Source organism: Antarctobacter heliothermus, assembly GCF_900188425.1.
Taxonomy (GTDB): domain Bacteria; phylum Pseudomonadota; class Alphaproteobacteria; order Rhodobacterales; family Rhodobacteraceae; genus Antarctobacter; species Antarctobacter heliothermus.
In genome coordinates, this window is record NZ_FZON01000002.1 from 68,035 (window position 1) to 93,419 (window position 25,385).

Below are 25,385 nucleotides of genomic sequence, written 5' to 3' on the forward strand. Positions count from 1 at the left end.
ACGGCGCTCGATCCAGCCCATGGCCGGAACATCGCCCCGCCCGCCGTCCCCGGCCGCTGCGGCCACTTTCGCCCGCTGTCGCATCTGTTAGGGTGCCGCCAGATAGCAGCTGTGTGCGGAGTAAGCAAAGTGGCAGGCAAAGTGGATGTCGGGGCTGGGGTTCTCCGCTCGCATGACTGAGACGGTTGTCTTTCTGCCAGAGCAGATGTGTGATGCCCGGCTGTTCGGCCCGCAGATCGCCGACCTGTCGCGCGATCAGGCGGTGATGACCGCGCCGATTTCCCAAGGGGACCGGATCGAGGAAATCGCCTCAACCCTGCTGGATCTTGCGCCGACCCGGTTTGCGCTTGTCGGGCACGGGATGGGTGGGATTGTCGCCATGGAGGTGTATCGCCGCGCGCCCGAGCGGGTGACACGGCTGGCGCTGATGGGCACGACGCCGCTGGCAGAGACGCCGCAGGTGGCCGCGCTGCGCGATCCGCAGATCATTCGCGCCCGCGCCGGGCGTTTCGAAGACGTGCTGGCCGAGACGTTCCGGCAAGGCGACCTTGCGCCCGGACCGCATCGGCGCGAGGTTCTGGCGCTGGTGCTGGACATGGCGCGCGGGTTGGGCACAGAGGTCTTTGTGCGCCAGTCGCGCGCGCTGCAACGGCGGCGCGACCAGCAGGGTACCTTGCGGCGGATCAACGTGCCGACGCTGATCCTGTGTGGGGCCGCGGACACGCTGTATCCGGTCAAGCGCCACAGTTTCATGGCCGAGATGATCCCAAAGGCTGACCTGCGGGTGATCGACGACGCGGGCCGCATGCCGACGCTGGAACAGCCCGAGGCGGTGACGGACGCCTTGCGCGACTGGCTGGCGCAGCCCTTGCTCTTGCGCTGACGCGGGGCATTGCCTAAGGGACACGGGCGCGGAGGGCCGGACGGCCGCTTGTGGAGACATGAGAGGAAAGTCCGGACTCACCAAAGCACCGGTGCCGGGTAACGCCCGGGCAGGGCAACCTGACGGAAAGCGCCACAGAAAACAGACCGCCCGTTCGTTCGCGTTCGGGACAGGGTGAAAAGGTGGGGTAAGAGCCCACCGGGGGGGCTGGCAACAGCGCCCGCATGGCAAGCCCCACCGGGGAGCAATGCCGAATAGGGATCACACGCACCTTCGGGTGCAGGGCCGCTTTGGCCTTGGTGATCCGGGTTGGCAGCTAGAGCCGCGTGGCAACGCGCGGTCCAGAGGAATGGTCGTCTGAGGGCCGGGAAACCGGCTCAAGAACAGAATCCGGCTTACAGGCCCTCCGCGCAAATCCCGGCCTGACACGCCCGCCTGTCAGGACTTGGTCAAGAAGTGGTTGACTCGGGGCAGACAAGAGGTAAAAGGCGGGCTTCATACGGATTTCACGCGCGGGCTCCCGCGTGTTGCAGGAGACGACCCATGGCGAAGCCGACCACAATCAAGATCCGCCTGAACTCCACTGCGGGCACCGGCCACTTTTATGTGACCAAGAAGAACGCTCGGACTATGACCGAGAAGATGTCGATCAAAAAGTACGACCCCGTTGTGCGCAAGCATGTGGAATACAAAGAAGGCAAGATCAAGTAAGCCATTCCGGCTGAACGTTTTTTGGGGCCGCGCAGGGGTGATCCTGCGCGGCCCTTTGTGTGCGTGTTTGTGTGGGCTGAATCCGCGATGGCGTGGGCGCAGGCTCTGGACGCGGGCGGGTGGGTGTTTCGGGTACGCCGGAGGACGTGCCGACAGCGGCGGCAGGGCGACACCAGTTTGACGTCGTGACGGCCCCGGACGCGCGGTCCGGCACGTCTGTGTGGTGCTATCATAGCAGGCTGATAGCCGCGCCTTTGTTGGCGCCGTTGTAGGCGGCGCTCGGCTTGTGCGCCCCAAGCAGGGATCACTACGCGCAGGCCGGGAAACCGGATGAACCAGCGATCATCCAGGTGTTGCGTTTGCGACTATTCGGGCAGGGGGTCCGCAGGTGCGCCGTTGAGATGCGTCCAGCGGTGTTCATCGCTGGTACGTTCGATCAGTTTCACACGGTCCTCACCGGGATAGTGCACCCGGTCGCGCGGGGTGCGCGTGCCGACCACAAGGATTCGTGCCGGCGCATCCGAGCGATTGACAAAGCTGTGCGAGGTTTCCGTTCCGGCAACGAAGGTCGCGGCGGACCCGCTGGACATGACCTCCTCGTGGTCGCCCTCGATCAGGGTCAGGGTGCCGTCCAGCACATAGACCATCTCATCTTCTGATTCGTGCCAGTGTGGGTACGAGGAACTGGCCCCGGGCGACAGGATTTCCACCACCGCGCCAAATTGCGTCAGCCCGCCGGAATCGCTGAACAAGAGTGATTCATAGCGCCCCAGCGTCCCATCGCCCGACTTTCGCTGCACAGTATCTTCGGTAATGATCGGCATGTTGTCTCCCATGGCCGCCCAAGGCCCAACACGAAAAAAGGGCCGGTCAAGTGACCGGCCCTATCCCTATAGCACGATTATTGCGATGTGTTACTCGCGGTTGCCGAGAAGCTGTAGCAGGAACATGAACATGTTGATGAAGTCGAGGTAGAGGTTCAAGGCGCCCATGATGGCAGCCTTGCCCAGCCATTCCTTGTCCCCATGCGCGGCATGCTGAAGATAAGTGTTCTTGATGTTCTGCGTGTCATAGGCTGTCAGGCCCGCGAAGATCAGCACACCCAGGATCGACACGGCGAACTGGATCGCCGGGCTGCCAAGGAAGATGTTGATGATCGAGGCGACCAGCAGGCCGATCACACCCATGATCAGGAACGATCCCCAACCGGAGATGTCCTTTTTCGTGGTGTAGCCCCAGAGCGACAGACCGGCGAAAGCGACCGACGTCGTCAGAAAGACCTGGATGATCGACAGGCCGGTGTAGACCAGAAAGATCGAGCTGAGCGAGAGGCCCATCAGCACGGCAAAGGCGTAGAACACCAGTTGCACACCCGCAGCGTTCAGGCGGTTCACAGCCGCACCAAAGCCGAAGAAGATGAACGCCAGCGGCGCAAACATGATCACCCATTTCAGCGGCGACATGTACAGCGCCTCACCCAGTCCGGTGAGGAACTGGCCATCACGGATCATGACCGATGCACCGGCGGGGTCAGTTGTGACCGCCAGACCTGAAATGGCCCATGCGGCCAGGAAGGTGATGAATGTGCCCACGGACATGGTGCCGTAGACCTTGTTCATGTGGGCGCGCAGCCCCTCGTCAATCTGGGCAGCGCGTGCGCCGGAGACGCCAGCTGCCCGGACCGTTTGATAATCTGCCATTTAAGCCTCCGAATAATCCCTGATGTTCCCTCGGACGCCGCTCGCGCGTGCGCCCGGAGTTGTCGTAGATATTGGCGGAACGGAGCGGATTTTCAAGAACTTCACGTCCATTTGGCAGCATTAGATGTGTGTTATTGTCACCAATGGTGCTCTGGCTCTATCCAATGCGCCGGTGCGTCCCAGCACGGCCGGGCTTCGGGGCGCGCGATTGCAGGGGGGCCAACGCGAGAAGGGATCAGGCCAGCCCGCATTTTGCCGCCGAGACGGAACAGGAAAGCGGGAAACAGCGGATCTGAGGTGCGGATCATGATGGGTTCCTTCACGAAAATTGATACGTATTCGTCGTGACATGTTTGACGTTGATCAATTATGCGATCCGTGGTTGATATTGAAAGCGAATGTATGTGACGAAACCCATCACGAGGTGTGATAGATGCGCAATCTGGACCTGACCACGCTGCGGTCATTTGCAGCGGTGGCCCAGTCGGGCGGGGTGACGCGGGCGGCGGGCTTTCTGAACCTGACGCAATCCGCGGTCTCGATGCAGATCAAGCGGTTGGAAGAGATGCTGGATCAGAAGTTGCTGGACCGCACCGGGCGCGGGGTGACGCTGACCCCGGCGGGGGCGCAGCTGCTGACTTACGCGCAAAAGATGGTCGAGCTGAACGATGAGGCTTATGGGCGCCTGACCGACAAGGGGTGGGAGGGCGAAATCCGGCTTGGCGTGCCCGTGGACATCGTCTATCCGGCGATCCCGCTGGTGTTGCAGCGCATGGGGCGCACCCATCCGCGGGTCAAGATCCAGTTGGTCAGTTCATTCACCCGCGTGCTGAAGGCGCAGTTCGCCCGCGGCGAGATGGATGTGATCATGACCACCGAAACCGGGGTCGAGGCCGGCGGTGAGACGCTGCTGGAGGTGCCGATGCGCTGGTTCGGGGCGCCGAACGGGCAGGCGGTGCGGCAGCGACCGCTACGGATTGCCTTTGCCCGCACCTGCGGCTTTCGCGAAGAGACGATGCGCAGGCTGGACGCGGCCGGGCTGGACTGGGAACTGGCGGTGGATTCGGACAGTGAAACCACCATCGACGCCACCGTCAGCGCCGATCTGGCGGTCACGGCCCGGCTAGAGGGGCATTCCGCATCCTATCTGATTCCCATTGATGGCTGCGGGCTGCCGGAACTGGGCCTGCAAAAGATCAACCTGTATGTCGGCAGCGGACAGCCCGCCATCACCCACGCGCTCAGCGATGAGATCCGGCAAAGCATGTCCGTCCTGGCCTGACCGTCAGACACCCACGTCGGGGCCGTGGCACAGCATGGGTTTGTCGTCTTGCAGGGCCTCGTACAGCACCGTGCTGGCGGGGTCGTTTTCAAACACCGCGCGCAGTCCGGCACCTTCCTTGAAAAAGCTCCAGCATTGCGGGTCGGGGTTGTCCTCATAGACAAAGCAGATCTGGCTGGCCTCTTCGTACCAGAAGCCCTCCTTGCATTTGCCATCAAGGAACGACCAGGTCACCTGCCGGTCGGGCAGGTACTTTTCGACACCGTACGCCTCTCCGTTGAGGCCGAAATACAGGGTCTTTCCGGTCACATAGCGTTCAAACTCAGAGGCCGACATCGGTTCTGCCGCCAGCGCGGGCAGAGCGGTCAGGCAGGTCAGGGCAAGGGCGAAAATGTGTTTCATACGGCACAAATTGCCAGAATGCGCCCGCGCCCGGAAGTGGGGTATTCATGAATGGTTAACCGTAGGCGGGCTCTGGCCGGTGGCTTGCCTTGGCCCATTTGCGGGCGCGCGGGTCCATGATCCGGCGCCAGAGCGGCGGGATCAGGGCGATGACCGCCATGGTGGGTAGGGAATAAGGCAGGATCGGCATGGTCTGTCGGTCAATCTCCAGCCCCGGATAGGGCTGTGCGGGATGGGCATGGTGATCGGAATGGCGCGGCGCGTTGAGCATCAGGGAAGAGGTAAAACTATGCGGCGCGTTCCAGCTATGATGCAGGCCAACCGGCTCGACCCTGCCGGGGGTGATTTCGCACCGCTGCAACCCGTAGTGCTGGACATAGTCGGACAACAACAGTTGCGCCTGAGCGTAGGCCGATATGGCGATCAGCGCGGCCACTCCTTTGGGGCCCGCCAGCATCAGGGCAAACGACAACGACGCAGCCGCGCCAAGCAGATAGCCCACATAGGGGTGCAGACCGGCGCCCCGCCGCAGCCGCGAATCGGCCCGGTACCCTGCGCGAAAGGCCCCGACCCAAGCCCGCAGAGCGAAGGCATAAAAGCTTTCCCCGGGACGCGCGGAATTTGGATCGCGGGGGGTCGCCGCATGAACATGGTGGACGCGCACATGGGCAGAGGCATGATGCCCGAAAAGGATAGAAGTATAGACCGCCACACCCAACCGCCGCAGGCTGCGGGAACCGCGGTGGATCAACTCATGCGCATTGGAGTTTCCCACTTGTCCAATGAACAAGGAAAGCGCAAGGAAAATCAGCGCCTTGTCCATCTTTGTTGCAGCGCTCTGCGCCAGGGTCCAGACGCCGCCGAACAACAGTGGGAAATGCGCCAGCGCCAGACTGACCGCTAACCCGTCCCCGGCGGGAAACTCCTGTCCTGGATGATCCGGCGCGGCGAGGGCCGACAGACGGTCCAAGAACCAGGCGAACACAGTCACATAGGCCAAGGCAAGCGCGGGGAACGGCGCGCCGAACAGCATTGCCGCCGCGAGAAGCAAGATTAGTCCATACGTTGCCAAGATGAACCGCTGCATGAATGCTCCCATATGGTCCGGAGTTTAACATATCGGAACTTTCCGTTCCCGATGCGACGAAACCGGGCGTTTTTCAGGGCGCGGCGATGCTGGAATGCGTCGCTTTTCGGTCTCTGCGGCGGGAAGAACAGTTATATGCTGCGCCGCAGGCAAGGGAGACACGCATGGCACTCGACGAACGCAAAGGCGTCTGGAAATCGGGCAAGGGCAAGGGGCGGGTCACGCCCAAGGGCCGCCAGGTCGAGGATCAGGCCTGGGAAGAGGTCAAGGCGTTGCTGGGCGACCGGGCGCGCAACCGCGACCTGCTGATCGAGTTCCTGCACCTGATCCAGGACGCTTATGGCCACCTGAGCGCCGCGCATCTGCGCGCCCTGGCCGAGGAAATGCGCCTGTCGATGGCCGAAGTCTATGAAGTCGCCAGTTTTTACGCCCATTTCGACATCGTGAAGGAGGGTGAGACCCCGCCGCCCGCCCTGACCATGCGAGTCTGCGATTCGCTGTCTTGTGAACTGGCGGGGGCCGAGCAATTGCGCGCCGCTCTGGAAGAGGGCATGGATCCGGCAGAGGTTCGCGTTGTGCGTGCGCCCTGCATGGGGCGCTGCGATACCGCGCCGGTGCTGGAACTGGGCCACAATCACATCGACCACGCAACTGTGGACAAGGTGCGCGCGGCGATCGACGCCGGGGACACACACGCACATATCCCCGATTATCAAGGGTTTGATGCCTATTCCTCAGGTGGTGGCTATGCGTCTCTAAAGGACCTGCGGGCCAATGGCGACTGGGAAGTTGTCCAGGAAACCGTGCTGTCCTCTGGCCTGCGCGGATTGGGCGGGGCGGGTTTCCCGTCGGGGCGCAAGTGGGGCTTTGTCCGCGCCAATCCGGGTCCGCGATATCTGGCCGTGAATGGCGACGAGGGGGAGCCGGGAACCTTCAAGGACCGCTTTCACCTTGAGCGGGAACCGCATGTTTTCCTTGAGGGAATGCTGATTGCCGCATGGGCGGTCGAGGCGGATCGTTGTTATATCTACATGCGTGACGAATACCCGGCCTTGCTGGAGATCCTGCGCATCGAGATTGCCAAGATCGAAGAGGCGGGTGTGGTCGACAAAGGCTATATCGACCTGAGGCGCGGTGCGGGCGCCTATATCTGCGGCGAAGAAAGCGCGATGATCGAATCGATAGAGGGCAAGCGCGGCATGCCCCGCCATCGGCCGCCCTATGTTGCGCAGATCGGTCTGTTTGATCGCCCGACGCTGGTACACAATATCGAGACGCTGTTCTGGGTCGCCAAGATCTGCCGCGAGGGGCCCGAAATCCTGTCGGGGGTGGAAAAGAACGGTCGCACGGGTTTGCGGTCCTACTCTGTCTCAGGTCGTGTGGCCCAGCCGGGTGTGCATCTTTTGCCTGCCGGATCGACCATCCGTGACGTGATCGAGGCTGCCGGCGGCATGGCCGAAGGGCACACCCTCAAGGCCTATCAGCCGGGCGGACCCTCATCCGGCCTGTTGCCCGCGTCCATGGATGACATCCCGTTGGATTTCGACACATTGCAACCGCACGGCACCTTTATCGGATCGGCAGCGGTTGTCGTGCTGTCCGACAAGGACAGCGCCCGCGATGCCGCGCTGAACATGTTGCGGTTCTTTGAGGACGAAAGCTGTGGCCAGTGTACGCCGTGCCGGGTGGGCTGCGAAAAAGCGGTCAAGCTTATGAGCGCCGAACGGTGGAACCAGCCCTTGCTGGAGGAACTCTGCGTGGCCATGGCAGATGCCTCGATCTGCGGGTTGGGGCAGGCGGCACCGAACCCGATCCGTATGACCATCAAGCATTTCCCCGACGAAGTCTGATCGGGGCGCTAGATCGTATTTTGTCATGGAAACTTGTCCACAGGCCACTGTGGACAAGTTTTGGGCTGGATTTGGTCAATCTTCCCGCTCTGTGCGAGGTGATGTCGCTGCTCTGTTGCCTGACCCAGGGCCAAGCCTTTGCCGCAAGCTGCCTTCCATTGCAGGCTCAGGCGTATTAGGTGGAGGAAACCGCAGCATCAGGCGACCCTCATGTCCTTTTTCGGCAAGCTCAAGAACCGGTTGATGAAATCCTCGTCCAAACTGGACGAGGGTCTGGATGCGATTGTCCAGGACGGGGGCGAGGACGCCCCGGCTGAGGCAGCGGCCTCGACGCCTCAATCGCGCCCGACGCCCGAACGCCCGACAGATCCGGGGCCAGCGGCGGCAAGCCCCCCCGATCCGGCGCGCTCCAAGTCCGAGGCGGCGACCCCGGTCCCCGCGGAGCCGCCAAAGGCCGACCCCGCGAAACCGCAAGGCGGCATTCTTGGGCGTCTCCTGGGGCGACAGCCAGACAGCGCACCGGTGGTGCGCCGGGTGCTGGACGACGACATGCTGGAACAGCTTGAGGAGCTACTGATCGCCTCGGATATGGGGGTGGACACGGCCCTGCGGGTGACCGCCAACATCGCCGAAGGCAGGTTTGGCAAGCGGCTGTCGACGGTCGAGATCAAGCAGGCGCTTGCCACTGAAATCGCCCGCGTGATGGAGCCGGTGGCGCGGCCGCTGCCGCTGTATTCGAAAAAGCCGCAGGTCGTGCTGGTTGTCGGCGTGAACGGATCCGGAAAGACCACGACAATCGGCAAGCTGGCCAGCCAGTTCAAGGCCGCCGGAAAGAAAGTGGTGATCGCCGCCGGTGACACGTTCCGTGCCGCGGCGGTCGAGCAGTTGCAGGTCTGGGGCGACCGCGCCGGTGTGCCGGTCCTGACCGCGCCCGAGGGCAGCGACCCGGCCAGTCTGGCCTTTGACGCCATGACCAAGGCGCAGGCCGAAGGTGCGGACCTTTTGTTGATCGACACCGCCGGTCGGTTGCAGAACCGCGCGGACCTGATGGAAGAACTGTCCAAGATTGTCCGCGTGATCCGCAAGAAAGACCCGGATGCGCCGCACAACACTTTGCTGGTGCTGGATGCGACCACCGGGCAAAACGCGCTTAGTCAGGTTGAAACCTTCCGCAAGCTGGCCGATGTCACCGGGCTGGTTATGACCAAACTGGACGGAACCGCCCGGGGCGGTGTGCTGGTGGCGCTGGCGGACAAGTTCGGCCTGCCGATCCACGCCATCGGCGTCGGTGAGCAGATTGACGACCTTGCGCCCTTCGACCCCGAGGAATTTGCCGCCGCCCTGACCGGGCTGGACACGGAATGACGCCAGACACCCGCCGGTCGGCCACCGCATGAGCGAGTGGCTGATCTCGCTCGAGGGGACGGAGGCCGGGCATCAGGCGGCGCTGATGCTGGCGCTGTTGGCGGCCTTTCTGCACGCGGTTTTCGGCGCGTTGCAGAAGGGGCGGCACGATCCTTGGGTGTCGCGGGTGGCAATCGACGCTTGGCTGGTCCTGCTGACCTTTCCGATGATCTTTCTGGTGCCTTGGCCAGAGCCGCATATGTGGCCGCTTTTCTTGGGGATGGTGGTGATCCATTTCGGTTACAAGGTGTTGCAGGCCAAGGCCTATATGCGCGGCGCCTACACGGTGGTCTATCCGGTGGTGCGCGGCACCGGGCCGCTGTTTGCCGTCATCGGCGCCTGGCTGATCTTTGGCGAGACGTTTTCCGTGGTGCAGTGGATGGGGTTGGGCGTTCTGCTGGCGGGAATCTTTGGCCTTGCGGTCTACAACCTGATCTTTCTGGAAACCGCGCGCGAGACTCTGGTCCCCGCGCTGGGATATGCGCTTGCAACGGGGTTGTTTGTGGCGCTGTACACCACCTATGACGCCTACGGCATCCGGGCCACGGCGAACCCGTTCACCTTTCTGGCGTGGTTCTTTTTCCTCGCCTCGCTGGATTTCCCGCTGATGATGCTGGTGACGCGGATGCGACATCGGCTGGCCGGTGTGCCGTTGAAACCCCTGCTGACGCGAGGGCTGGCCGGGGCGCTGGTGGCCTATGGCAGCTTTGGGTCGGTGATGATGGCAACCCGGCTGGACAAGGTCGGTGAGGCAGCGGTGCTGCGCGAAACCTCGACGGTGTTTGCCGCCGTGATCGGCTGGCTGGTGCTGCGGGAAACGGTTGGGCCGCGGCGGATTGCGCTGATGACCCTGATCGCCGCCGGAGCGGTGATTGTTGAGCTTGGCGGCTGAAGCCCCTAAGGGAGGCGGAAACAGGATGGAGAGACGCGGCATGGAAAAACGGCAGGTCAACCCGATGGTCAAGATGGCGCTGGAGTTCGGCCCGTTGATCGGCTTTCTGGTCGCCTATTTCTTGCTCAAGGACCGGACCTTTGTCATCGGCGGCACGGAGTATGAGGGCTTTATCGTGGTCACAGCCGGGTTTATTCCGGTCTTTCTGATCGGGATGGGCGCTCTGTGGTGGCTGACCGGGCATTTGAGCCGGATGCAGATGGTCACGGCGGTGCTGATCGTGGTCTTTGGCGGCTTGAGCGTCTGGCTGAATGACGACCGTTTTTTCAAGATGAAGCCGACCTTGATCTATTTGCTGTTCGGTGGGGCCTTGGCGGTGGGATTGATGCGGGGCGAAAGCTGGCTGCAACTTGTGATGGAGGGGTTGATTCCGCTCAAACATGAGGGCTGGATGATCCTGACACGGCGGATGATGGCGCTGTTTCTGAGCCTTGCGGTGCTGAACGAAGTGATCTGGCGGACCATGAGCACGGAGACCTGGGTCCTGTTCAAGTTCCCCGGGCTTCCGCTGGCTGTGTTCGTGTTCTTCATGTTCCAGGGGAGGCTGTTCAAGGCGCACGGCAGCGAGGACCCGGACAGCGAATAAGGCTTTGGCGGCAACGCGTTTGATAACTGGGCTTGGTGCCGGTCGTCGTGCGGGACTCGTCACGGCCCTGCGGGCCGCAACATCGCCCGCCCGCCAGCCCTGCCGAATCGCGCCTGACGGCGCGTTTGCCGCTTTGCGATTCACCTGTGAACAGACCCGCCTGTTCCCCGAACCCATCGCTCGCTTTTTTGCTGCCTGAGGCACCCGGGGGCGGGCCGCAAGGGCAAGCCGCCTGACGGCGGGGCTGCGCCCCCTTGCGGCCCGCCCCCGGCCACCTCTTTTCGGCATCAAGCGAGAGATGGCTCCGGGGAACAGGCTGGCGGTGTTCAGGTGCCCCGGTCGATCCGCGTGCTGAGGTGGATCAGGCTTTCCGAGGCTTTGACGCCTTTGGCCTCACCTATGGTATCCAGCGTTTGATCGAGCGACTCTGTTGTGTTGGCGCTGAGCGTGGCGATCATGTCGAACCGGCCAGAGGTGGTATGCACTGTTTCGACCGCTGTCAGGGATTTGAGGCGCGACAGCACCGCAGCGGTGGCACGCGGTTCGACCGAGATCAGCACGGTGGCGCGCAGGGCAGGGTGCTGGCCGGGGCCGCGTTTCAGGGTGTAGCCGGAGATGGCACCTGTTGATTCCAGCCGATCCAGCCGGGCTTGAACGGTTGTTCGCGCAAGACCGAGGCGGCGTGCCAGATCGGCCACTGGCAAGCGGGCATTTTCGGCCAGCGTTGCGATCAGAGCGCGGTCTGTTTCGTCTATTTGCATGATTGCCTCGTCGTTTCGTTCGGTAAGTCGATGCCTTTTGACCAGTTTGACGGGTGATATCAACTGTTTCAAGCCTCAGACTGAGAGAGCAGGCGAACAGGAGGCAAAAGCATGGTGCTGCAGCAGGCATTTCAACGCGATCCCGCACTTTGGTTGGCGCGCATGTGTCCTGACGAGCCGGTCTTGTTTTTCGATCCGGCGCGATTGCGGGCCACGGCGGCGCTGTTCATGGCGCATTTTCCCGGTGAGGTGACTTATGCGGTCAAGGCCAATCCGGATTCGGCAGTGTTGGATGGGTTGGTGGCGGCGGGGATGGCGGCCTTTGACGTGGCCTCACCCGAAGAGATGGCCTTGGTGCGGAAGGCAGCACCGCAGGCGCGGTTGCATTACCACAACCCGATACGATCCCAGGCAGAGATCGCGGCGGCGCGGCGGTATGGGATCACTTCGTGGTCGGTTGACCGGATGTCGGAACTGGACAAGTTGGGGCCGCTGGAGGGCGCGGAAATCGCCGTTCGGCTGAAGCTGCCTGTTGCCGGGGCGGCGTATGATTTCGGGTCGAAGTTCGGGGCGGGACCGGAGCCGACCGGCGCGTTGTTGCGGGCGGTTGTGGCGCGCGGCGGCGTGCCCTCGCTGACCTTTCATCCGGGCACCCAGTGCCGTGAGGCGCAGGCTTGGCAGAGCTATATCCGGGCGGCGGTCCAGATTGTCAGCGATGCAGGCATCCGGCTGCATCGTCTGAACGTGGGTGGCGGATTTCCGGCGCATCGTGAGGATCCGGCCCCGGATCTGCCAGCGCTGTTTGCCGCCATCGACGGCGCGGTGGCGGCGGGGTTTGGCGCGGAGCGTCCGGCGCTGGTTTGTGAGCCGGGGCGCGCCATGGTGGCGGAGGCCTTTGATCTGGCGCTTCGGATCAAGGCGCGGGATGGCGTTACGGTTTTTCTGAATGACGGGGTGTATGGCGCTTTGGGCGAGTGGCGCGACATGGGGCCATCGACGCGGCTAACGGTCCTTGGGGCCGATGGTCACCCGCGCATAGGGGGAAACCGCCCCATGACGGTTTTTGGCCCGACCTGCGACAGTCTTGATCGGTTGCCGGATCGCTTGCCGTTGCCAGAGGCGCTGGAAGAGGGGGATTACTTGCTTGTCCACGGTTGTGGGGCCTATTCGGCGGCGCTTGCGACGCAGTTCAACGGCTATGGCGCGCGCCGGATTGTGACCCTGGCCCGGTAGCCACCGATGGCATGAAAGTTGACCGGCGCGAGCGATTGCTGACGGATCAGGGCGCCGCGCCACTGGACACCCGCGTCATGACCACTAATGTCCCGCGCAACACCATTCAGCGCGAGGGAGAGTCCCATGGACAAGTTCGGCAAGAGCCAGCCGGTGACACGGGTCGAAGACGTCCGGTTTTTGACCGGCCATGGCCGCTATGTTGATGATATTGCACCGGACGGATCGTTGCGCGCTTATGTGTTCCGGTCGCCTGTGGCCCATGCAGAGATCACCACGCTGGACGTGAGCGATGCGCGTGCCGCTGAGGGGGTGCATCTGGTGGTGACTGCGGCAGACATGGTGGCCGCCGGGATCGACATCGGCATGGCGTCCGCGCTGATCGGAAACCGTGACGGCACCCAGGGCGCAAACCCCAAGCGCCCGGTGCTTGCAGAGGACCGCGTGCGCTATGTCGGGGAACCCGTGGCCGTGGTCGTTGCCGAAACGCTGGAGCAGGCGCGCGATGCGGCCGAGTTGATCGAATTCGACTATGACGAACTGCCGGTGGCCATGGACATTGCCGCTGGCGAAAAGACGGTGCACGCCGAGGCCCCGGACAACCGCGCCTTTGATTTCGGCATCGGCGATGAGGAGGCGACCAACGCCGCCTTTGCGGCGGCGGCAAAGACTGTCGGTCTTGAGGTCGGTGACAACCGGATCATCGTCAACTCGATGGAACCGCGCGGCGCCTACGCTGAATGGCAGGACGGGCGCGTGCACCTTGCCTTTGGCGGGCAGGGCGTCTGGGGGATGAAAGGCGAACTGGCCCGCACCTACCACATGGAACCAGAGCAGATCCGCATCACCAACCCCGATGTCGGTGGCGGGTTCGGGATGAAGGGCTTTCCCTATCCGGAATATTTCGTGCTGCCCTTTGCGGCGCGCGAAACCGGCCGCCCGGTACGCTGGATGTCGGACCGGACAGAGGCGATGCTGTCGGACAATGGCGGTCGCGATCTGGTGACGCTGGCCGAACTGGCCTTTGACAAGGACAATCGGATCACTGGCTACCGGCTGCACACCCGGTCCAATCTGGGCGCGTACAACGGCCAGTTTGGCCAGATGATCCAGTCGAACCTGTTTGCCCGCGTGCTGACCGGCACCTATGACATCAAGACGGCGTACTATCGCTGCGAAGGGTTTTACACCAACACGGTGCAGGTGGACGCCTACCGCGGCGCCGGGCGCCCCGAGGCGATCTATGTGCTGGAGCGGGTGATGGACCGCGCGGCGCGCGAGCTGGGTCTGGACCCGCTGGAACTGCGCCGCATCAACTTTATCAAGCCGGATCAGTTCCCCTACAAGACCGTCACCGGCGAAAACTACGACGTGGGTGATTTTGTCCGCGTGATGTCCCATGCCGAACGCCGGGCGGATATGGCCGGTTTTGCGGCGCGCAAATCGGCCTCCGAGGCGGCGGGAAAACTGCGCGGCTTGGGAGTTTGTTATTACATCGAGTCCATCCTTGGCGCACCGAATGAGGATGTGAAGGTGGAATTCACCGAAGATGGCGGCGCAAAGATCTATGTCGGCACCCAGTCGAACGGACAGGGGCATGAAACCGTGTTCCGGCAATTCCTGTCTGACCAGACCGGCATCCCGGCGGACCGGATCGAGGTGGTGCAGGGCGACAGTGACCTGATCGCCAGCGGTGGCGGCACCGGCGGCTCGCGGTCCGTTACCGTGCAGACCAATGTGACGTTGCAGGCGGTCGCCTCGATCGTGCAGGGCTTCTCTGAATTCCTTGCGGGAGAGTTGGGCGTGGATGCCGCTGACGTGCGCTTTGACGACGAAACCTTTCGGGCCGACGGGTCGAATGTGACGCCCACCATGCTGGAGGTGGCGCAGATGGCGCGTGAGGCGGGGCGTGATGACCTGCTGAGCTGGCAAGAGACGGCGACCCTGCCTGGCCGGTCCTATCCCAATGGCTGCCATGTGGCCGAGGTCGAGATTGATCCGGAAACGGGTGAGGTGGTCTGTGACCGTTTCAACGTGGTCGATGATTTCGGCAATCTGATCAACCCAATGCTGGCCGAGGGGCAGGTGCATGGCGGGGTGGTGCAGGGCATCGGTCAGGCGCTGACCGAGCGGGTGGTTTATGACGAGGACGGGCAGTTGCTCACGGCCTCGTTCATGGACTACGCGATGCCGCGCGCCGACAGTGTTCCTATGATCGGGTTCGACTTTGAGCCGGTGCCATCCACCGCCAACCCCATGGGGATGAAGGGCTGTGGCGAGGCAGGGACCGTGGGCGCGCTGGCGGCCGTGTCGAACGCAATGCAGGACGCGGTATGGGATCGCGGGATCAGACAAGTGGACATGCCCTTCACGCCGCAGCGCGTCTGGGCCATGCTGGAAGGCGATGCGATCGCGGCTGAGTGACACTCTGTTCGGCTGGTTCCGCCGCAGACCGGCGGCGGACCATTCGGCCTATGCGCAACGGCGCGGGCCGGTCGATCATGTCATTATCCTTGACGGCACCATGTCCTCGCTCACGCCCGGGTTGGAAACCAACGCCGGGCTGACCTATCAATTGCTGCGTGAGGCGGGCCACGCCTCTCTGTTTTATGAGGCAGGGGTGCAGTGGACCGATTGGGGCACCACACCGGATGTGGCGCTGGGCCGGGGGATCAACCGGCAGATCCGGCGCGCCTATGGTTATCTTGCTTCGCGCTATCGCGCCGGGGACCGCATCTTTCTGATGGGCTATTCGCGGGGGGCCTATGCGGCTCGGTCACTTGCCGGGGTCATCGACATGGTGGGGCTGCTGCGGGCTGACAGCGCGACAGAGCGCAATATCCGCCAGATCTATCGGCTGTACCAATATGCGCCCAAGGGCGAGGCAGCCCGCGCCTTTGCCGCCCGCACCTGCCATGAAAGCGCGCCGATCGAGATGGTCGGCGTGTGGGACACGGTCAAGGCGCTGGGCCTACGCCTGCCGCTGCTCTGGCGGCTGACCGAACCGGAGCATGATTTTCATTCGCATGCCTTGGGGCCGTCGATCCGCCATGGCTATCACGCGCTGGCGCATGATGAGACCCGCGCCGCCTTTGCGCCGGTGATGTGGGTATGTCCGCCGGGATGGGCGGGCAAGGTGGAACAGGTCTGGTTCCGCGGCACCCACGGCGACATCGGCGGGCAGTTGGGCCATTTCGAAGCGGCGCGACCTCTGTCCAATATCCCGCTGGTCTGGATGCTGGAAAAGCTGGAGGGCTGCGGTGTCGATCTGCCGACGGGTTGGCGCGCCCGGTTTCCCTGTGACGCAGCGGCCCCTTCGGTCGGCACATGGATGGGGCTGGGCAAGCTGTTTGTCCTGCGCGGCGGGCGCACCATCGGGCAAGACCCCTCTGAAAGCCTGCACCCCACGCTGGCCCGCATTCAGGCCGCCGCCGCGCCGCAGGTGGCGGAATAGGGGCGTCAAGAAAATAGTTCACAGTTTCTTTACAGGGCTTGGAACTGTGGCATTATCGCCTATCTCTTGTTCAGGACCACGGGATCGGAACCCCCGTGAGACCTTCACTGTCCCTCGTTCCGTGACTTGCGCCCGGGCTTTGTCCCGGGCGCTTTTTCTTTGTCGCACGGCAGGCTATGGCTGAGACATGCAGTACTCAGACAACAAGCTGAAAGCGATTCTCACCCGCACCAAAATGGTTGCGGTTGTGGGTGTGTCGATGAACCCGGTCCGGCCCAGCTATTATGTGGCGCGTTATCTGTCGCTAAAGGGGTACACGGTCATTCCGGTCAATCCCGGCCATGCGGGCAAGATCCTGTTCGGGCAAGAGGTGCGGGCGACGCTTGCCGACTGCCCGAAAGAGGTCGACATGGTCGATATCTTTCGCCGACCCGAACATGTGCCGCCGATTGTCGAAGAAGCGCTGGAGGCATTCCCGATGCTGGGCACGATCTGGATGCAGATTGGTGTGGTCAACGAGGCCGCCGCCGCTCTGGCCGAGGCGCGCGGCGTGGATGTGGTGATGGATCGCTGCCCCAAGATCGAATACCAGCGCCTGTTCGGTGAGCTGCGCATGGGTGGATTCAACACCGGGATCATTTCTTCAAAACTGTAGGGACGCCGGACGGACGCTGTATCGCGCGTGCCGCGCGAAAGGCGCCCCGCTCGCCGTCCCTGGACAGGAGCTATTCTGCGGAGGGGGCGCGCAAATGGCGATGGGTAAAGCCCATCTTCTTGCGCACCGGCGGCGTCAGGACAAAGGGATAGAGGTCCGGCAGTTCCAGCGCCCGGTTCACATGGGTCACGGCCATCGACAACTGGATGGCGTGGTTGAGCACGGTATCGGTATCGGGGTCCGCATAGGCGTCATATCCGGGCACCGGGCCACCGGGCAAGGCCAGCCCGACCGCAGCGGCGCTGTCGGCAAGGTCGACCAGGTGCAGCAGGTGCGCAACAGTTTCGGCCCAGTCCTCGTGCGGGTGGGCAGTGGCGTAGGGTGTCACATGGGTGTCGCCCGGATCACGCGGGGCGGCATAGTGCCGTTCCAGCGCCTCGGCATAGTCGGCGCGTTCATCCCCGATCAACTGCCGGAAGGTGTGCAGAAAACCTTTGTCCTTTGACAGGCGTTCAAACAGGAAATGCGCGCATTCGTGGCGCATGTGGCCCAGCATGGTGCGATACAACTCTCCCAATTGGTCCTGACGTTCGGCGCGCAATGCCTCGTTGGCCTCTGTCACGTTGATGGTGATGACGCCAAAGGCATGTCCCATGGTCACTTCGGCGTCGCCGTGTGCGGTTTCCTCTGACAACAAGCGGAACACCGGGCGGTCGCCGGGGTCAGAGTTGGTAAACCAGCCCCAGCGAGCCAGGTTTGCCAGCATCCAGCGTTTCGCCTCTTCGGTGCGGGCCCAGAGCGGCTGGTTGTCGGTCTCGCGCAGGTCGGGCACGACCTCTGTCATGACACAGGAGCGGCAAAGCCCCTCCGCCTCAGGGTCATCCTCGGGCAGCCAGTTGCAGCCGATGACGGCATGGTTGGCGCACCTGTCCGACGTGACAACCATCATCTGCGCCTCGGGGTCGAAACTGACCTGCTGCCCGCAGGCGCAGCGGTCATTGTCGAAATACAGCGGCGTTTCGCAGGTCGGACATTTGAAGATTTGCATCGGGAACCTTTCAGGGCGGTTTTGCGGGCAACGCAGGGCAGAGCCTTACGGTTGCCTTGCGTCCAGGTTTTTTGATCAAATGGGGGTGCGGGCCGCCTTGATCCAGTCCTCGCAGGCGGCTTTTGCCGCGCGCAGCGCGTCCGTGTCCGCGAAGGCCTGTGCCGGGATGACGACGTATTCCATCTGACCGGTCAACAGCAAAAGCCCTTCGGGGTCTTCAATCACATCCAGGACGGCAGGCCAGCGGATCAGGCTGTCGATCAGGGCGCCGCGAATATGCAGGCCCTCGGGGGTCAGGTCGAACTGCTGCGGCGCGCGGCGGACCGGCGCATCACGAACTGAGTCCCAGACATGGCGGCGACGCCAGCGGACGAGCCAAATCAGCGCGGCAAACAGAACCATCAGCGGCAGATAGGACGACCAGTCGGGCAGGCGTATGGCGGTCAGATTGGCGAGGATGACCAGCAGGACCAACAGGACGATATAGAGGCCAAGACACACCAGAACGCCCCAGCGCATCAGCCACGGCTGATGTCTTTTGCGCAGACGTCGGCAAATGCGGGCGTGGTTCAGCCCGGATACTGTGCCGGTGAAACTCAGATCGGTCATGGACGTCTCCGCTATCGGGATGCTTTTTCGGCGATGCCGGATTGTCCCTGACGGCGGGCCAGTTCGGCCATGACGTCGGACAATGCCACATCGCGGGATTTCAGCATCACCAGCAGGTGAAACAGCACATCCGCCGCCTCAGAGGTCAGTTTCTCGCGGTCGTTCCTGACCGCCTCGATGATCGCCTCAACCGCTTCCTCGCCAAACTTTTCGGCGCATTTCTCTGGCCCCTTGGCGAGCAGTTTCGCGGTCCAGCTGTCGTCCGGAGAGGCGGCGGCACGGGCGGCGATGGTCTGTTCCAGATCGTCGAGGGTCATGGTGCGGTCCTTCAATGGCGGCAGTCGCGGGTCAGGATGGTGTCAGGCCGGGCCAAGGTCGGGTGCCATCGGATCATTCCTCCTGCGGGGGGGGGGGGGCTGTTGCGGATCATCGCGGCGCGCTCAGATTCGTACCGGGATACCTGCGGCGGCCATATGCGCCTTGGCCTGCCCCACGGTGAAGGTGCCAAAGTGAAAGATCGACGCGGCCAGAACGGCGCTGGCATGACCTTCGGTCACGCCTTCGACAAGGTGGTCCAGCGTGCCGACCCCGCCGCTTGCGATCACCGGAATGTCCACGGCATCCGCGATGGCGCGGGTCAGCGGCAGGTTGAACCCCGCCTTGGTGCCGTCACGGTCCATCGAGGTCAGCAGGATTTCCCCTGCGCCCTTGGCGGCGATCATCGTGGCGAATTCCACCGCGTCGATGCCGGTGGTTTTGCGCCCGCCGTGGGTAAAGATCTCCCACCGGCCCGGCTGTACTGTTTTTGCGTCGATGGCGCAGACGATGCACTGGCTGCCGAACTGATCGGCGGCCTCTGCCACCACATCCGGATTGGCCACGGCGGCAGAGTTGAACGACACCTTGTCGGCGCCCGCCAGCAGCAAGGCGCGGACATCAGCCACCGTGCGCACGCCGCCGCCCACGGTCAGCGGGATGAAACACTGTTCGGCGGTGCGGGTGACCACGTCAAACATGGTGCCCCGGTTTTCATGGGTGGCGTGGATGTCGAGAAAACAGATCTCATCCGCGCCAGCGGCGTCATAGGCGCGGGCGGCGTCCACCGGGTCACCGGCGTCGCGCAGATCTACAAAGTTGACGCCTTTGACCACACGGCCATCAGCAACATCGAGGCAAGGGATGATACGGGTCTTGAGCATGAAGATCGCGTAGCGCGAAACGTCCCTGTTGGGAAGGGGCGGTTTGGATTGGAACTCACGCCGGGATCACCGGGTTGTTCATGGGCAAAGGTGCGCCAATGCACGAGGCTGGCACCGAAGATCAATTCAAAGGAGTGACAGAATGCGCAAGATGATGACAGCAGCGGCAGTGGTTCTGGCCGGACTTCCGGCCATGGTCATGGGCGAGACCCTGAAGGTAAAGGCCGACGCGCCGGTGCCGCAGGTCATGGATGCGCTACAGGCCGCAGTCGAAGGGGCAGGGGCCACGGTCTTTGCGCGTGTCGATCACGCGGGCGGCGCGATGAGCGTCGACATGGATCTGGCCCCGGCGCAATTGTTGATCTTTGGCAATCCCAAGCTGGGTACACCTGCCATGCAGGACGACATAGAGGCAGGATTGCTGCTGCCGCTGCGCGTGCTGGTCTACAGCGATGCGGACGGCCAGACGTGGCTTGCCTATGCCGATCCGGCAGAGCTGACTGCGCTGGAGGGCATCGCAGAGGACGCGCCCTATATCGCGATGATGCAGGGCGCGCTGAAAAAGCTGACCGGGGCAGCGGCGGGCATGTAGCCGCTCAGCCCTTGAGGGTGTCCAGCGCCTCTTTGAGGTCGATTGCGCCGTCGTACAGCGCGCGGCCGGAAATGGCACCGTTCAGGGGCGCGCCGCAATCGCGCAGCGCCTTGAGGTCGGCGATGGAGGACACGCCGCCCGAGGCGATGACCGGGATCGTCATGGCATTGGCCATGGCGGCTGTCGCCTGGACGTTGGGGCCTTGCATAGCGCCGTCGCGGTTGATGTCGGTGTAGATGATCGCGGCGACGCCCGCGTCCTCATAGCTGCGCGCAAGGTCGACCGCGTCGACCTTGGTCACCTCGGCCCAGCCCTTGGTGGCCACGCGGCCATCCTTGGCATCGATGCCCACGGCGACCTGACCGGGAAAGGCGGCTGCCGCCTCGCGCACCAGTTCGGGGCGCTCCACCGCCACGGTGCCAAGGATCACCCGCGCCAGGCCCTTGGACAGCCACATCTCGATGGTGGCCATGTCGCGGATCCCGCCGCCCAGTTGGGTGGGGGTCTTGCACTGAGCCAAAATAGCTTCGACGGCGGCGGCGTTCACCGGCGCACCGGCAAAAGCGCCGTTGAGGTCGACAAGGTGCAGCCACTCACAGCCCTTGGCGACAAATTCCAGCGCCTGCGCTGCCGGGTCGTCGTTAAAGACGGTCGCCTTGTCCATGTCGCCGCGCAGCAGGCGCACGGCATTGCCGTCCTTCAGGTCGATCGCAGGGTAGAGGATCATTTGGGCTGCCCTTCCAGAAATTTCTCGCGCCTTATTATGACGCCACGACAGACGCAAGCCGACCCTGCGTCACGCTTGATCGCTACGTCACGGAGTCGTCACAGTCACAGCTGTCGAAACGGGAGGAGACAGGGATGAAGATTTTTCGAATTGCAGCGGTGCTGAGCATGATCGCAGGGGCGGCCGCCGCCGACCCGATCGAGGGTGTGTGGAAAACCGAAACCGACGATGGCAGCTATGCTTATGTGACCATGGCCCCCTGCGGGGCCAAGCTGTGCGGCGTGATCACGCGCACTTTCAACGCGCAGGGTGAATACAATTCGTCGAACAAGGGCAAAAAGCTGGTGATCGACATGGCGCCCAGTGGCGGCGGCAAATACGCGGGCAATGTCTGGCGCCCGTCCAACAACAAGATTTACATCGGAAAAATGGACCTGAACGGCAACAGCCTCAAACTGCGCGGCTGCGTGGCGGGCGGGTTGATCTGTTCCGCCCAGACATGGAGCCGGGTGCAGTAAAGTCCCCGCTTGGCCCGCCCGGAATTATTTTCATGGGCGGGCTTGAAGCCACTGGAATTTGCACTTTGCAGGGCCATATGCCTGCGAGTTGGTACTCTAGTGCAAAGGAATGTTTGCCCATGACCCGTTTTCGCCTGCTCGCCCCTCTGGTGTTCGTTAGTTTGGCGGCACCCGCCTTCGCCGATCCGGCAGTTGGCCTCTGGAAGACCGAACCGGACCGCAAGAACCTGACAAGCCATATTCAGATCGCTGCCTGTGGCGCGGCGCTGTGTGGAACCGTGGTCAAGGCCTTTGACGCGCAGGGCAATGCAGTGAAAACGGCCAACGTCGGCAAGCGGCTGTTCTGGGATCTCAAACCTGCCAACGGCGGAAACTATGACGGCGGGACCGTCTTTGTGCCGCTGCTGAACGTCCAGGCGAACGCCAAGGCAAAGCTGTCGGGCAACACGCTGCGCGTGACCGGCTGCAAAGCTCTGGTATGCGACGGGCAGACCTGGACCCGCGTGAACTGATACAAAGATGAGGGGCCTTGCCGACAGTGGTTAGCATGGCCCCATCGGCCTAGGGCCGCGCAGTCTTGGGATGTTTTGACACAGACAAACCGGGGACCGGCGTCAGGGTCGCCACGTCAGAAAATTGGCGATCATGCGCAGCCCGGCGGCGGCGCTTTTTTCCGGGTGGAACTGAAACCCGATCATGGTGTCATGGGCGACGATGGCGGTGACATCGCCGCCGTAGCCCACATGGGCTACGCGCTGCGCCGGATCATCCACCCGCATCTGGTAGGAATGTACGAAATAGGCGTGTTCGCCGGTGGCGATGCCGTCCAGCACCGGATGCGATTGGTCGATGACCAGATCGTTCCAGCCCATGTGGGGCACTTTCAGGGATTTATCCGCCGGGGCGATACGCTCTACCTCGCCGTCGATCCAGCCAAGGCCGGGGGTTTCGGTGTATTCATGCCCCTTGCGCGCCATCAGTTGCATGCCGACGCAGATGCCAAGGAACGGGCGGCCACGGGTCTCAACGGCCTCGACCATGGCCTTAAAACAGCCCGAGGCGCGCAGCGCGCCGGCACAGGCGGGAAAGGCCCCGTCGCCGGGCAACACGATGCGGTCGGCGGCGGCGACAACGTCAGGGTCGTCGGTGACTCGGACCTCTCCTGCCCCGGTCTCAACCGCCATCTTCTGAAACGCCTTTTCGGCGGAATGCAGATTGCCGCTTTCATAGTCGATGATCGCTGTCAGCATGGCCGCCTCTGTGCATGAAACGAGACGTGCGTCGCGCAATTGCGCTGCGAGGTCAAGGTGGGATTGGGTCTATCGCTGTGTGGCATGGCCTGCGGCCCGGTCTTGCCGGGCGATCCCACTATACGCTAACCCCGTCGGCAGGATTGCGGATCAAGTCCTTGCCAAAAAGCAGTGAAGGGGCGCGCAAAAACATACCCGGTGCGACAGCAGACATGTAGACAGGTGGGGCACGGGGCCTTTTGGCTCAGGATTTCCGAGAAATCAGGAGCACTGTCCATGAACAGATACCAAAAAGTCCGCTATGTGTCAGGTCTGGCCGTTGCCGTGTCGGCGTCGTTAACAGGCGCCTCCGCAGGCACATTTGAGAAATCAGATCCGGTCAAACAGGCACAGCAGAATGCGCGGTCCGCGTTTTGCACGGCCGTTACGTTGGAAGCAGAGACCGCCATTTCCGATGCGGATTTGACGTTGGCAAAGGCGCAGTCCGTCCATGATTTGAGTGTCGCCGCCGCTGAGCAGGTCTTTGCGGGCAAAAAGGCCAATCCGGGTGGCCGCACAGACGCGGACACCGCGCAGTTCCAGGTGGATATAATGAGCGCTGCGGCGCTGCTCGACGATGCAAAGGCCGCGCATGCGGATGCTCTGGTCGCGATCCGGGCGGGTTTGGTCGCGACCGTATGCGACGACTGACAGGGCAAGGCTTGCGCCGCTGTCGGACGCCGCCGGTCCGGCCTAAAGCGCGCCCTTGGTCGAGGGCACCGCATCCGCTTTGCGCGGATCGGTTTCCAGCGCGTCACGCAGAGCGCGGGCGACGGCCTTGAAGGCGGCTTCGGCGATGTGGTGGCTGTTCACCCCGTGCAACATGTCGATGTGCAGGGTGATGCCGCCATGCGTGCTGAGCGCCTGAAAGAACTCCCGCACCAGTTCAGTGTCGAAAGTACCGATCTTTTGCGACGGCATCTCCACGTTCCAGACCAGAAAGGGGCGCGCTGAAAGATCCAGCGCCGCACGCACCAGCGCATCGTCCATCGGCAACAGGCAAGAGCCGTACCGCACGATGCCCTTTTTGTCGGCCATGGCCTGCGTCAGCGCCTGACCGATGGCAATGCCCACGTCCTCGACCGTGTGGTGGTCGTCGATGTGCAGATCTCCCGTGGCGCGCACGGTCATGTCGATCAGCGCGTGGCGCGACAGCTGGTCCAGCATGTGATCGAAAAAACCGACGCCGGTCTGATTGTCGTAGACGCCGGTGCCGTCGAGGGTCAATTCGACGCTGATATCGGTCTCGGCTGTCTTGCGGGTGATTTTGGCGGTGCGCATGGTGTGTTCCCTTGTGGTCGGCCCCTTATAGGCGCGCGCTCGGCGGCGTCAAAGGGGCAGCAGGGTCAGGGGCGGCAGGCCCGGCCAAGCGCGTTCAGAGTGGCCGCATCTGGCAGCCGTATTTCGGCGGCGTGAAACTCTGGATAGCGCAAGTTGTTGATCGGGTAGATCTGTAGTTCGGCGTCGGGGTGATCGCGCGGATCAATGGGCAACCGCATGTCCAGAAAGCTTTCCGTGCCGATGCGCTCATAGCGGGTCACGGCGCTGCTGGTCATTGGATGCTGCTGTCCTTGCACGAAAAACGGCAGGTCATAATTGCCGGCGTGGACAGTGTAGGTTTCGTTTTTCGGCTCTCCGGACAGCCAATGCTGGCGGGTCCGGATCATCCAGTCCTGCGTATCGCTGCGACAATACAGCAGCGTGGTCTTTTCCAGATCACCCGTTTCCCAGAACCTCTGCCATTCCACCGCCAGGTCATCACCGGCCAACACCAGATCGGGGGTCGAAACGGATGAGGCCGTCAGGACTTTCAGATCGACCAGTTCCTTGCGCGACAAGAAACGCATGTCATCCGGGGGCGTGCTGCTGGCGATGGACAAGAGTTCGGCGTTGATGCCCATCTCCAGCACGTAGAACAGAACCTGCCCCATGATCTGCTGCGTGGCGGCGGTGGGGATCTCTGCGCCGTCAAGGCTGTAGAACTGGTGCATGCCCAGCCGCCCGGTCCGGGGAACCATGCTGTGCTCGTCGGTTTCATAGGCCGAACGGCTGGTCCCGCCCAGAAAGGCAAAGGCACAGGCGGATTCGCAGGTGCCATCAACGATGGCCAGCATCGGCCCATAGTCGGACGGGTGGGCCGGGTCGGTGCGCCCGATCCCCGTGGACATGTCGTTCTCGCGGATGATCCGGCCCAGTTCCAGCGCCGCGCCCAGATTGCCGCCGGGGGAGTGGAACACCAAATCCCGTGCATACGGGTTCTGAACCAGAAATTCCCGAAGACGATCCGGCGTGTCTTGGGTGATTTCGCCCTCTGCCGACGTCCAGCTACAGCCGGTGCAATTCCCGTTGTTATGGCTTTGAAACTGCATGGGCGTGGCCATGGCGGCCGTGGCCATCAATGCAACCGTCGCGGCAAGGGTAAGGATTTTCATCAATATACCTC

General features: G+C 63.0%; 28 protein-coding genes and 1 other RNA gene. 16 read left to right on the top strand and 13 right to left on the bottom strand.

Annotated elements, in window-relative coordinates; genetic code table 11:
• Positions 1-172 precede the first annotated feature (172 nt).
• The 3 genes from CHB90_RS01465 (at position 173) to rpmG (ending at position 1,594) form a co-directional block, all read left to right on the top strand.
• The gene (locus CHB90_RS01465) at positions 173-883 is read left to right on the top strand and encodes an alpha/beta fold hydrolase (RefSeq protein WP_089276180.1); all 711 of its coding nucleotides are present in this window, start codon (positions 173-175) and stop codon (positions 881-883) included.
• Between the two features lie 28 nt (positions 884-911).
• An RNA gene (gene rnpB, locus CHB90_RS01470) (RNase P RNA component class A) lies at positions 912-1,297 on the top strand.
• Positions 1,298-1,426: 129 nt separating this feature from the next.
• Positions 1,427-1,594, top strand: a complete 168-nt coding sequence (gene rpmG, locus CHB90_RS01475) for a 50S ribosomal protein L33 (protein WP_089276079.1) — start codon at positions 1,427-1,429, stop codon at positions 1,592-1,594.
• Positions 1,595-1,959: 365 nt separating this feature from the next.
• Here the strand turns inward: rpmG and CHB90_RS01480 are convergent, their stop codons facing one another.
• Together CHB90_RS01480 and CHB90_RS01485 are read right to left on the bottom strand one after the other, a co-directional pair.
• On the bottom strand, positions 1,960-2,418 hold the full coding sequence (locus tag CHB90_RS01480; RefSeq protein WP_089276080.1) for a cupin domain-containing protein: 459 nt from the start codon (positions 2,416-2,418) through the stop codon (positions 1,960-1,962).
• Positions 2,419-2,508: 90 nt separating this feature from the next.
• Entirely contained in the window at positions 2,509-3,294 is a 786-nt protein-coding gene (locus tag CHB90_RS01485; RefSeq protein ID WP_089276081.1) for a Bax inhibitor-1/YccA family protein, read from the bottom strand.
• A gap of 433 nt (positions 3,295-3,727) precedes the next feature.
• Between CHB90_RS01485 and CHB90_RS01490 the strand changes: the two genes are divergently transcribed.
• Positions 3,728-4,576 carry a LysR family transcriptional regulator gene (locus tag CHB90_RS01490; protein ID WP_089276082.1) on the top strand — a complete coding sequence of 283 codons (849 nt, stop codon included), beginning with the start codon at positions 3,728-3,730 and terminating at the stop codon, positions 4,574-4,576.
• 3 nt (positions 4,577-4,579) lie between these two features.
• Here the strand turns inward: CHB90_RS01490 and CHB90_RS01495 are convergent, their stop codons facing one another.
• Together CHB90_RS01495 and CHB90_RS01500 are read right to left on the bottom strand one after the other, a co-directional pair.
• Positions 4,580-4,978 (bottom strand): hypothetical protein, encoded by a 399-nt coding sequence (locus tag CHB90_RS01495; protein ID WP_089276083.1) that lies wholly within the window; start codon positions 4,976-4,978, stop codon positions 4,580-4,582.
• Between the two features lie 55 nt (positions 4,979-5,033).
• Positions 5,034-6,065, bottom strand: a complete 1,032-nt coding sequence (locus tag CHB90_RS01500; RefSeq protein WP_089276084.1) for an alkane 1-monooxygenase — start codon at positions 6,063-6,065, stop codon at positions 5,034-5,036.
• Between the two features lie 164 nt (positions 6,066-6,229).
• Between CHB90_RS01500 and CHB90_RS01505 the strand changes: the two genes are divergently transcribed.
• From CHB90_RS01505 to CHB90_RS01520, 4 genes are all read left to right on the top strand, one after another.
• Positions 6,230-7,915, top strand: a complete 1,686-nt coding sequence (locus CHB90_RS01505) for an NAD(P)H-dependent oxidoreductase subunit E (RefSeq protein ID WP_089276181.1) — start codon at positions 6,230-6,232, stop codon at positions 7,913-7,915.
• A gap of 210 nt (positions 7,916-8,125) precedes the next feature.
• The gene (gene ftsY / locus CHB90_RS01510; protein ID WP_089276085.1) at positions 8,126-9,280 is read left to right on the top strand and encodes a signal recognition particle-docking protein FtsY; all 1,155 of its coding nucleotides are present in this window, start codon (positions 8,126-8,128) and stop codon (positions 9,278-9,280) included.
• Positions 9,281-9,308: 28 nt separating this feature from the next.
• Positions 9,309-10,211, top strand: coding sequence for an EamA family transporter (locus CHB90_RS01515; protein WP_089276086.1), 903 nt, complete (start codon positions 9,309-9,311; stop codon positions 10,209-10,211).
• A 40-nt stretch (positions 10,212-10,251) separates the two neighbouring features.
• Entirely contained in the window at positions 10,252-10,857 is a 606-nt protein-coding gene (locus tag CHB90_RS01520) for an inner membrane-spanning protein YciB (RefSeq protein WP_089276087.1), read from the top strand.
• Positions 10,858-11,183: 326 nt separating this feature from the next.
• On the opposite strand, the gene CHB90_RS01525 is transcribed toward CHB90_RS01520, so the two are convergent.
• Complete coding sequence (locus CHB90_RS01525; RefSeq protein WP_089276088.1) at positions 11,184-11,618, bottom strand: Lrp/AsnC family transcriptional regulator; 435 nt, start codon at positions 11,616-11,618, stop codon at positions 11,184-11,186.
• Positions 11,619-11,729: 111 nt separating this feature from the next.
• On the opposite strand from CHB90_RS01525, the gene CHB90_RS01530 reads away from it, so the two are divergent.
• The 4 genes from CHB90_RS01530 (at position 11,730) to CHB90_RS01545 (ending at position 16,960) form a co-directional block, all read left to right on the top strand.
• Positions 11,730-12,851, top strand: a complete 1,122-nt coding sequence (locus tag CHB90_RS01530) for a type III PLP-dependent enzyme (RefSeq protein ID WP_089276089.1) — start codon at positions 11,730-11,732, stop codon at positions 12,849-12,851.
• Positions 12,852-12,977: 126 nt separating this feature from the next.
• Positions 12,978-15,275, top strand: coding sequence for a xanthine dehydrogenase family protein molybdopterin-binding subunit (locus CHB90_RS01535; protein ID WP_089276090.1), 2,298 nt, complete (start codon positions 12,978-12,980; stop codon positions 15,273-15,275).
• Entirely contained in the window at positions 15,256-16,305 is a 1,050-nt protein-coding gene (locus tag CHB90_RS01540; RefSeq protein WP_089276182.1) for a DUF2235 domain-containing protein, read from the top strand. The genes CHB90_RS01535 and CHB90_RS01540 overlap by 20 nt, the downstream gene beginning before the upstream one ends.
• A gap of 187 nt (positions 16,306-16,492) precedes the next feature.
• Complete coding sequence (locus CHB90_RS01545) at positions 16,493-16,960, top strand: CoA-binding protein (protein ID WP_089276091.1); 468 nt, start codon at positions 16,493-16,495, stop codon at positions 16,958-16,960.
• 70 nt (positions 16,961-17,030) lie between these two features.
• Here the strand turns inward: CHB90_RS01545 and CHB90_RS01550 are convergent, their stop codons facing one another.
• The 4 genes from CHB90_RS01550 to hisF all read right to left on the bottom strand — a co-directional run bounded on the left by CHB90_RS01550 (position 17,031) and on the right by hisF (position 19,816).
• Positions 17,031-18,008 (bottom strand): zinc-binding metallopeptidase family protein, encoded by a 978-nt coding sequence (locus CHB90_RS01550; RefSeq protein WP_089276092.1) that lies wholly within the window; start codon positions 18,006-18,008, stop codon positions 17,031-17,033.
• A gap of 75 nt (positions 18,009-18,083) precedes the next feature.
• Positions 18,084-18,617: a YcxB family protein gene (locus tag CHB90_RS01555; RefSeq protein WP_089276093.1), complete on the bottom strand. Its 534-nt coding sequence runs from the start codon at positions 18,615-18,617 to the stop codon at positions 18,084-18,086.
• Between the two features lie 11 nt (positions 18,618-18,628).
• The gene (locus CHB90_RS01560; RefSeq protein ID WP_089276094.1) at positions 18,629-18,934 is read right to left on the bottom strand and encodes a phosphoribosyl-ATP diphosphatase; all 306 of its coding nucleotides are present in this window, start codon (positions 18,932-18,934) and stop codon (positions 18,629-18,631) included.
• A 123-nt stretch (positions 18,935-19,057) separates the two neighbouring features.
• Positions 19,058-19,816 (bottom strand): imidazole glycerol phosphate synthase subunit HisF, encoded by a 759-nt coding sequence (gene hisF / locus CHB90_RS01565; RefSeq protein WP_089276095.1) that lies wholly within the window; start codon positions 19,814-19,816, stop codon positions 19,058-19,060.
• Between the two features lie 142 nt (positions 19,817-19,958).
• On the opposite strand from hisF, the gene CHB90_RS01570 reads away from it, so the two are divergent.
• A complete protein-coding gene (locus CHB90_RS01570; RefSeq protein ID WP_089276096.1) occupies positions 19,959-20,408 on the top strand; it encodes a DUF302 domain-containing protein in 450 nt (149 codons plus the stop codon).
• A 4-nt stretch (positions 20,409-20,412) separates the two neighbouring features.
• Here CHB90_RS01570 and hisA read toward each other — a convergent pair whose 3' ends face one another.
• Positions 20,413-21,135, bottom strand: a complete 723-nt coding sequence (gene hisA / locus CHB90_RS01575) for a 1-(5-phosphoribosyl)-5-[(5-phosphoribosylamino)methylideneamino]imidazole-4-carboxamide isomerase (RefSeq protein ID WP_089276097.1) — start codon at positions 21,133-21,135, stop codon at positions 20,413-20,415.
• A gap of 134 nt (positions 21,136-21,269) precedes the next feature.
• Here hisA and CHB90_RS01580 point away from each other — a divergent pair, with 134 nt between their 5' ends.
• Both CHB90_RS01580 and CHB90_RS01585 read left to right on the top strand, forming a co-directional pair.
• Positions 21,270-21,653, top strand: a complete 384-nt coding sequence (locus CHB90_RS01580) for a DUF2147 domain-containing protein (protein WP_089276098.1) — start codon at positions 21,270-21,272, stop codon at positions 21,651-21,653.
• 119 nt (positions 21,654-21,772) lie between these two features.
• Entirely contained in the window at positions 21,773-22,165 is a 393-nt protein-coding gene (locus tag CHB90_RS01585; protein ID WP_089276099.1) for a DUF2147 domain-containing protein, read from the top strand.
• A gap of 102 nt (positions 22,166-22,267) precedes the next feature.
• Here CHB90_RS01585 and hisH read toward each other — a convergent pair whose 3' ends face one another.
• Complete coding sequence (hisH, locus tag CHB90_RS01590) at positions 22,268-22,903, bottom strand: imidazole glycerol phosphate synthase subunit HisH (RefSeq protein ID WP_089276100.1); 636 nt, start codon at positions 22,901-22,903, stop codon at positions 22,268-22,270.
• 198 nt (positions 22,904-23,101) lie between these two features.
• On the opposite strand from hisH, the gene CHB90_RS01595 reads away from it, so the two are divergent.
• Positions 23,102-23,593 carry a hypothetical protein gene (locus CHB90_RS01595; protein ID WP_141135781.1) on the top strand — a complete coding sequence of 164 codons (492 nt, stop codon included), beginning with the start codon at positions 23,102-23,104 and terminating at the stop codon, positions 23,591-23,593.
• Between the two features lie 42 nt (positions 23,594-23,635).
• On the opposite strand, the gene hisB is transcribed toward CHB90_RS01595, so the two are convergent.
• The gene (hisB, locus tag CHB90_RS01600; protein WP_089276102.1) at positions 23,636-24,223 is read right to left on the bottom strand and encodes an imidazoleglycerol-phosphate dehydratase HisB; all 588 of its coding nucleotides are present in this window, start codon (positions 24,221-24,223) and stop codon (positions 23,636-23,638) included.
• 65 nt (positions 24,224-24,288) lie between these two features.
• Positions 24,289-25,374: a COG3904 family protein gene (locus tag CHB90_RS01605; protein WP_089276103.1), complete on the bottom strand. Its 1,086-nt coding sequence runs from the start codon at positions 25,372-25,374 to the stop codon at positions 24,289-24,291.
• Positions 25,375-25,385 lie beyond the last annotated feature (11 nt).

Excerpts from the sequence above, each read along its gene's own strand:
- CHB90_RS01485 (WP_089276081.1), bottom strand. The coding sequence starts at position 3,294 with ATGGCAGATTATCAAACGGTCCGGGCAGCTGGCGTCTCCGGCGCACGC.
- CHB90_RS01570 (WP_089276096.1), top strand. The coding sequence starts at position 19,959 with ATGCGCAAGATGATGACAGCAGCGGCAGTGGTTCTGGCCGGACTTCCG.
- hisB (WP_089276102.1), bottom strand. The coding sequence starts at position 24,223 with ATGCGCACCGCCAAAATCACCCGCAAGACAGCCGAGACCGATATCAGC.
- CHB90_RS01500 (WP_089276084.1), bottom strand. The coding sequence starts at position 6,065 with ATGCAGCGGTTCATCTTGGCAACGTATGGACTAATCTTGCTTCTCGCG.
- CHB90_RS01525 (WP_089276088.1), bottom strand. The coding sequence starts at position 11,618 with ATGCAAATAGACGAAACAGACCGCGCTCTGATCGCAACGCTGGCCGAA.
- rpmG (WP_089276079.1), top strand. The coding sequence starts at position 1,427 with ATGGCGAAGCCGACCACAATCAAGATCCGCCTGAACTCCACTGCGGGC.
- CHB90_RS01605 (WP_089276103.1), bottom strand. The coding sequence starts at position 25,374 with ATGAAAATCCTTACCCTTGCCGCGACGGTTGCATTGATGGCCACGGCC.
- CHB90_RS01535 (WP_089276090.1), top strand. The coding sequence starts at position 12,978 with ATGGACAAGTTCGGCAAGAGCCAGCCGGTGACACGGGTCGAAGACGTC.
- CHB90_RS01480 (WP_089276080.1), bottom strand. The coding sequence starts at position 2,418 with ATGCCGATCATTACCGAAGATACTGTGCAGCGAAAGTCGGGCGATGGG.
- CHB90_RS01490 (WP_089276082.1), top strand. The coding sequence starts at position 3,728 with ATGCGCAATCTGGACCTGACCACGCTGCGGTCATTTGCAGCGGTGGCC.
- hisF (WP_089276095.1), bottom strand. The coding sequence starts at position 19,816 with ATGCTCAAGACCCGTATCATCCCTTGCCTCGATGTTGCTGATGGCCGT.
- ftsY (WP_089276085.1), top strand. The coding sequence starts at position 8,126 with ATGTCCTTTTTCGGCAAGCTCAAGAACCGGTTGATGAAATCCTCGTCC.
- CHB90_RS01580 (WP_089276098.1), top strand. The coding sequence starts at position 21,270 with ATGAAGATTTTTCGAATTGCAGCGGTGCTGAGCATGATCGCAGGGGCG.
- CHB90_RS01530 (WP_089276089.1), top strand. The coding sequence starts at position 11,730 with ATGGTGCTGCAGCAGGCATTTCAACGCGATCCCGCACTTTGGTTGGCG.
- CHB90_RS01515 (WP_089276086.1), top strand. The coding sequence starts at position 9,309 with ATGAGCGAGTGGCTGATCTCGCTCGAGGGGACGGAGGCCGGGCATCAG.
- CHB90_RS01505 (WP_089276181.1), top strand. The coding sequence starts at position 6,230 with ATGGCACTCGACGAACGCAAAGGCGTCTGGAAATCGGGCAAGGGCAAG.
- CHB90_RS01560 (WP_089276094.1), bottom strand. The coding sequence starts at position 18,934 with ATGACCCTCGACGATCTGGAACAGACCATCGCCGCCCGTGCCGCCGCC.
- CHB90_RS01465 (WP_089276180.1), top strand. The coding sequence starts at position 173 with ATGACTGAGACGGTTGTCTTTCTGCCAGAGCAGATGTGTGATGCCCGG.
- CHB90_RS01545 (WP_089276091.1), top strand. The coding sequence starts at position 16,493 with ATGCAGTACTCAGACAACAAGCTGAAAGCGATTCTCACCCGCACCAAA.
- CHB90_RS01555 (WP_089276093.1), bottom strand. The coding sequence starts at position 18,617 with ATGACCGATCTGAGTTTCACCGGCACAGTATCCGGGCTGAACCACGCC.
- hisH (WP_089276100.1), bottom strand. The coding sequence starts at position 22,903 with ATGCTGACAGCGATCATCGACTATGAAAGCGGCAATCTGCATTCCGCC.
- CHB90_RS01585 (WP_089276099.1), top strand. The coding sequence starts at position 21,773 with ATGACCCGTTTTCGCCTGCTCGCCCCTCTGGTGTTCGTTAGTTTGGCG.
- CHB90_RS01520 (WP_089276087.1), top strand. The coding sequence starts at position 10,252 with ATGGAAAAACGGCAGGTCAACCCGATGGTCAAGATGGCGCTGGAGTTC.
- CHB90_RS01540 (WP_089276182.1), top strand. The coding sequence starts at position 15,256 with ATGCGATCGCGGCTGAGTGACACTCTGTTCGGCTGGTTCCGCCGCAGA.
- hisA (WP_089276097.1), bottom strand. The coding sequence starts at position 21,135 with ATGATCCTCTACCCTGCGATCGACCTGAAGGACGGCAATGCCGTGCGC.
- CHB90_RS01495 (WP_089276083.1), bottom strand. The coding sequence starts at position 4,978 with ATGAAACACATTTTCGCCCTTGCCCTGACCTGCCTGACCGCTCTGCCC.
- CHB90_RS01550 (WP_089276092.1), bottom strand. The coding sequence starts at position 18,008 with ATGCAAATCTTCAAATGTCCGACCTGCGAAACGCCGCTGTATTTCGAC.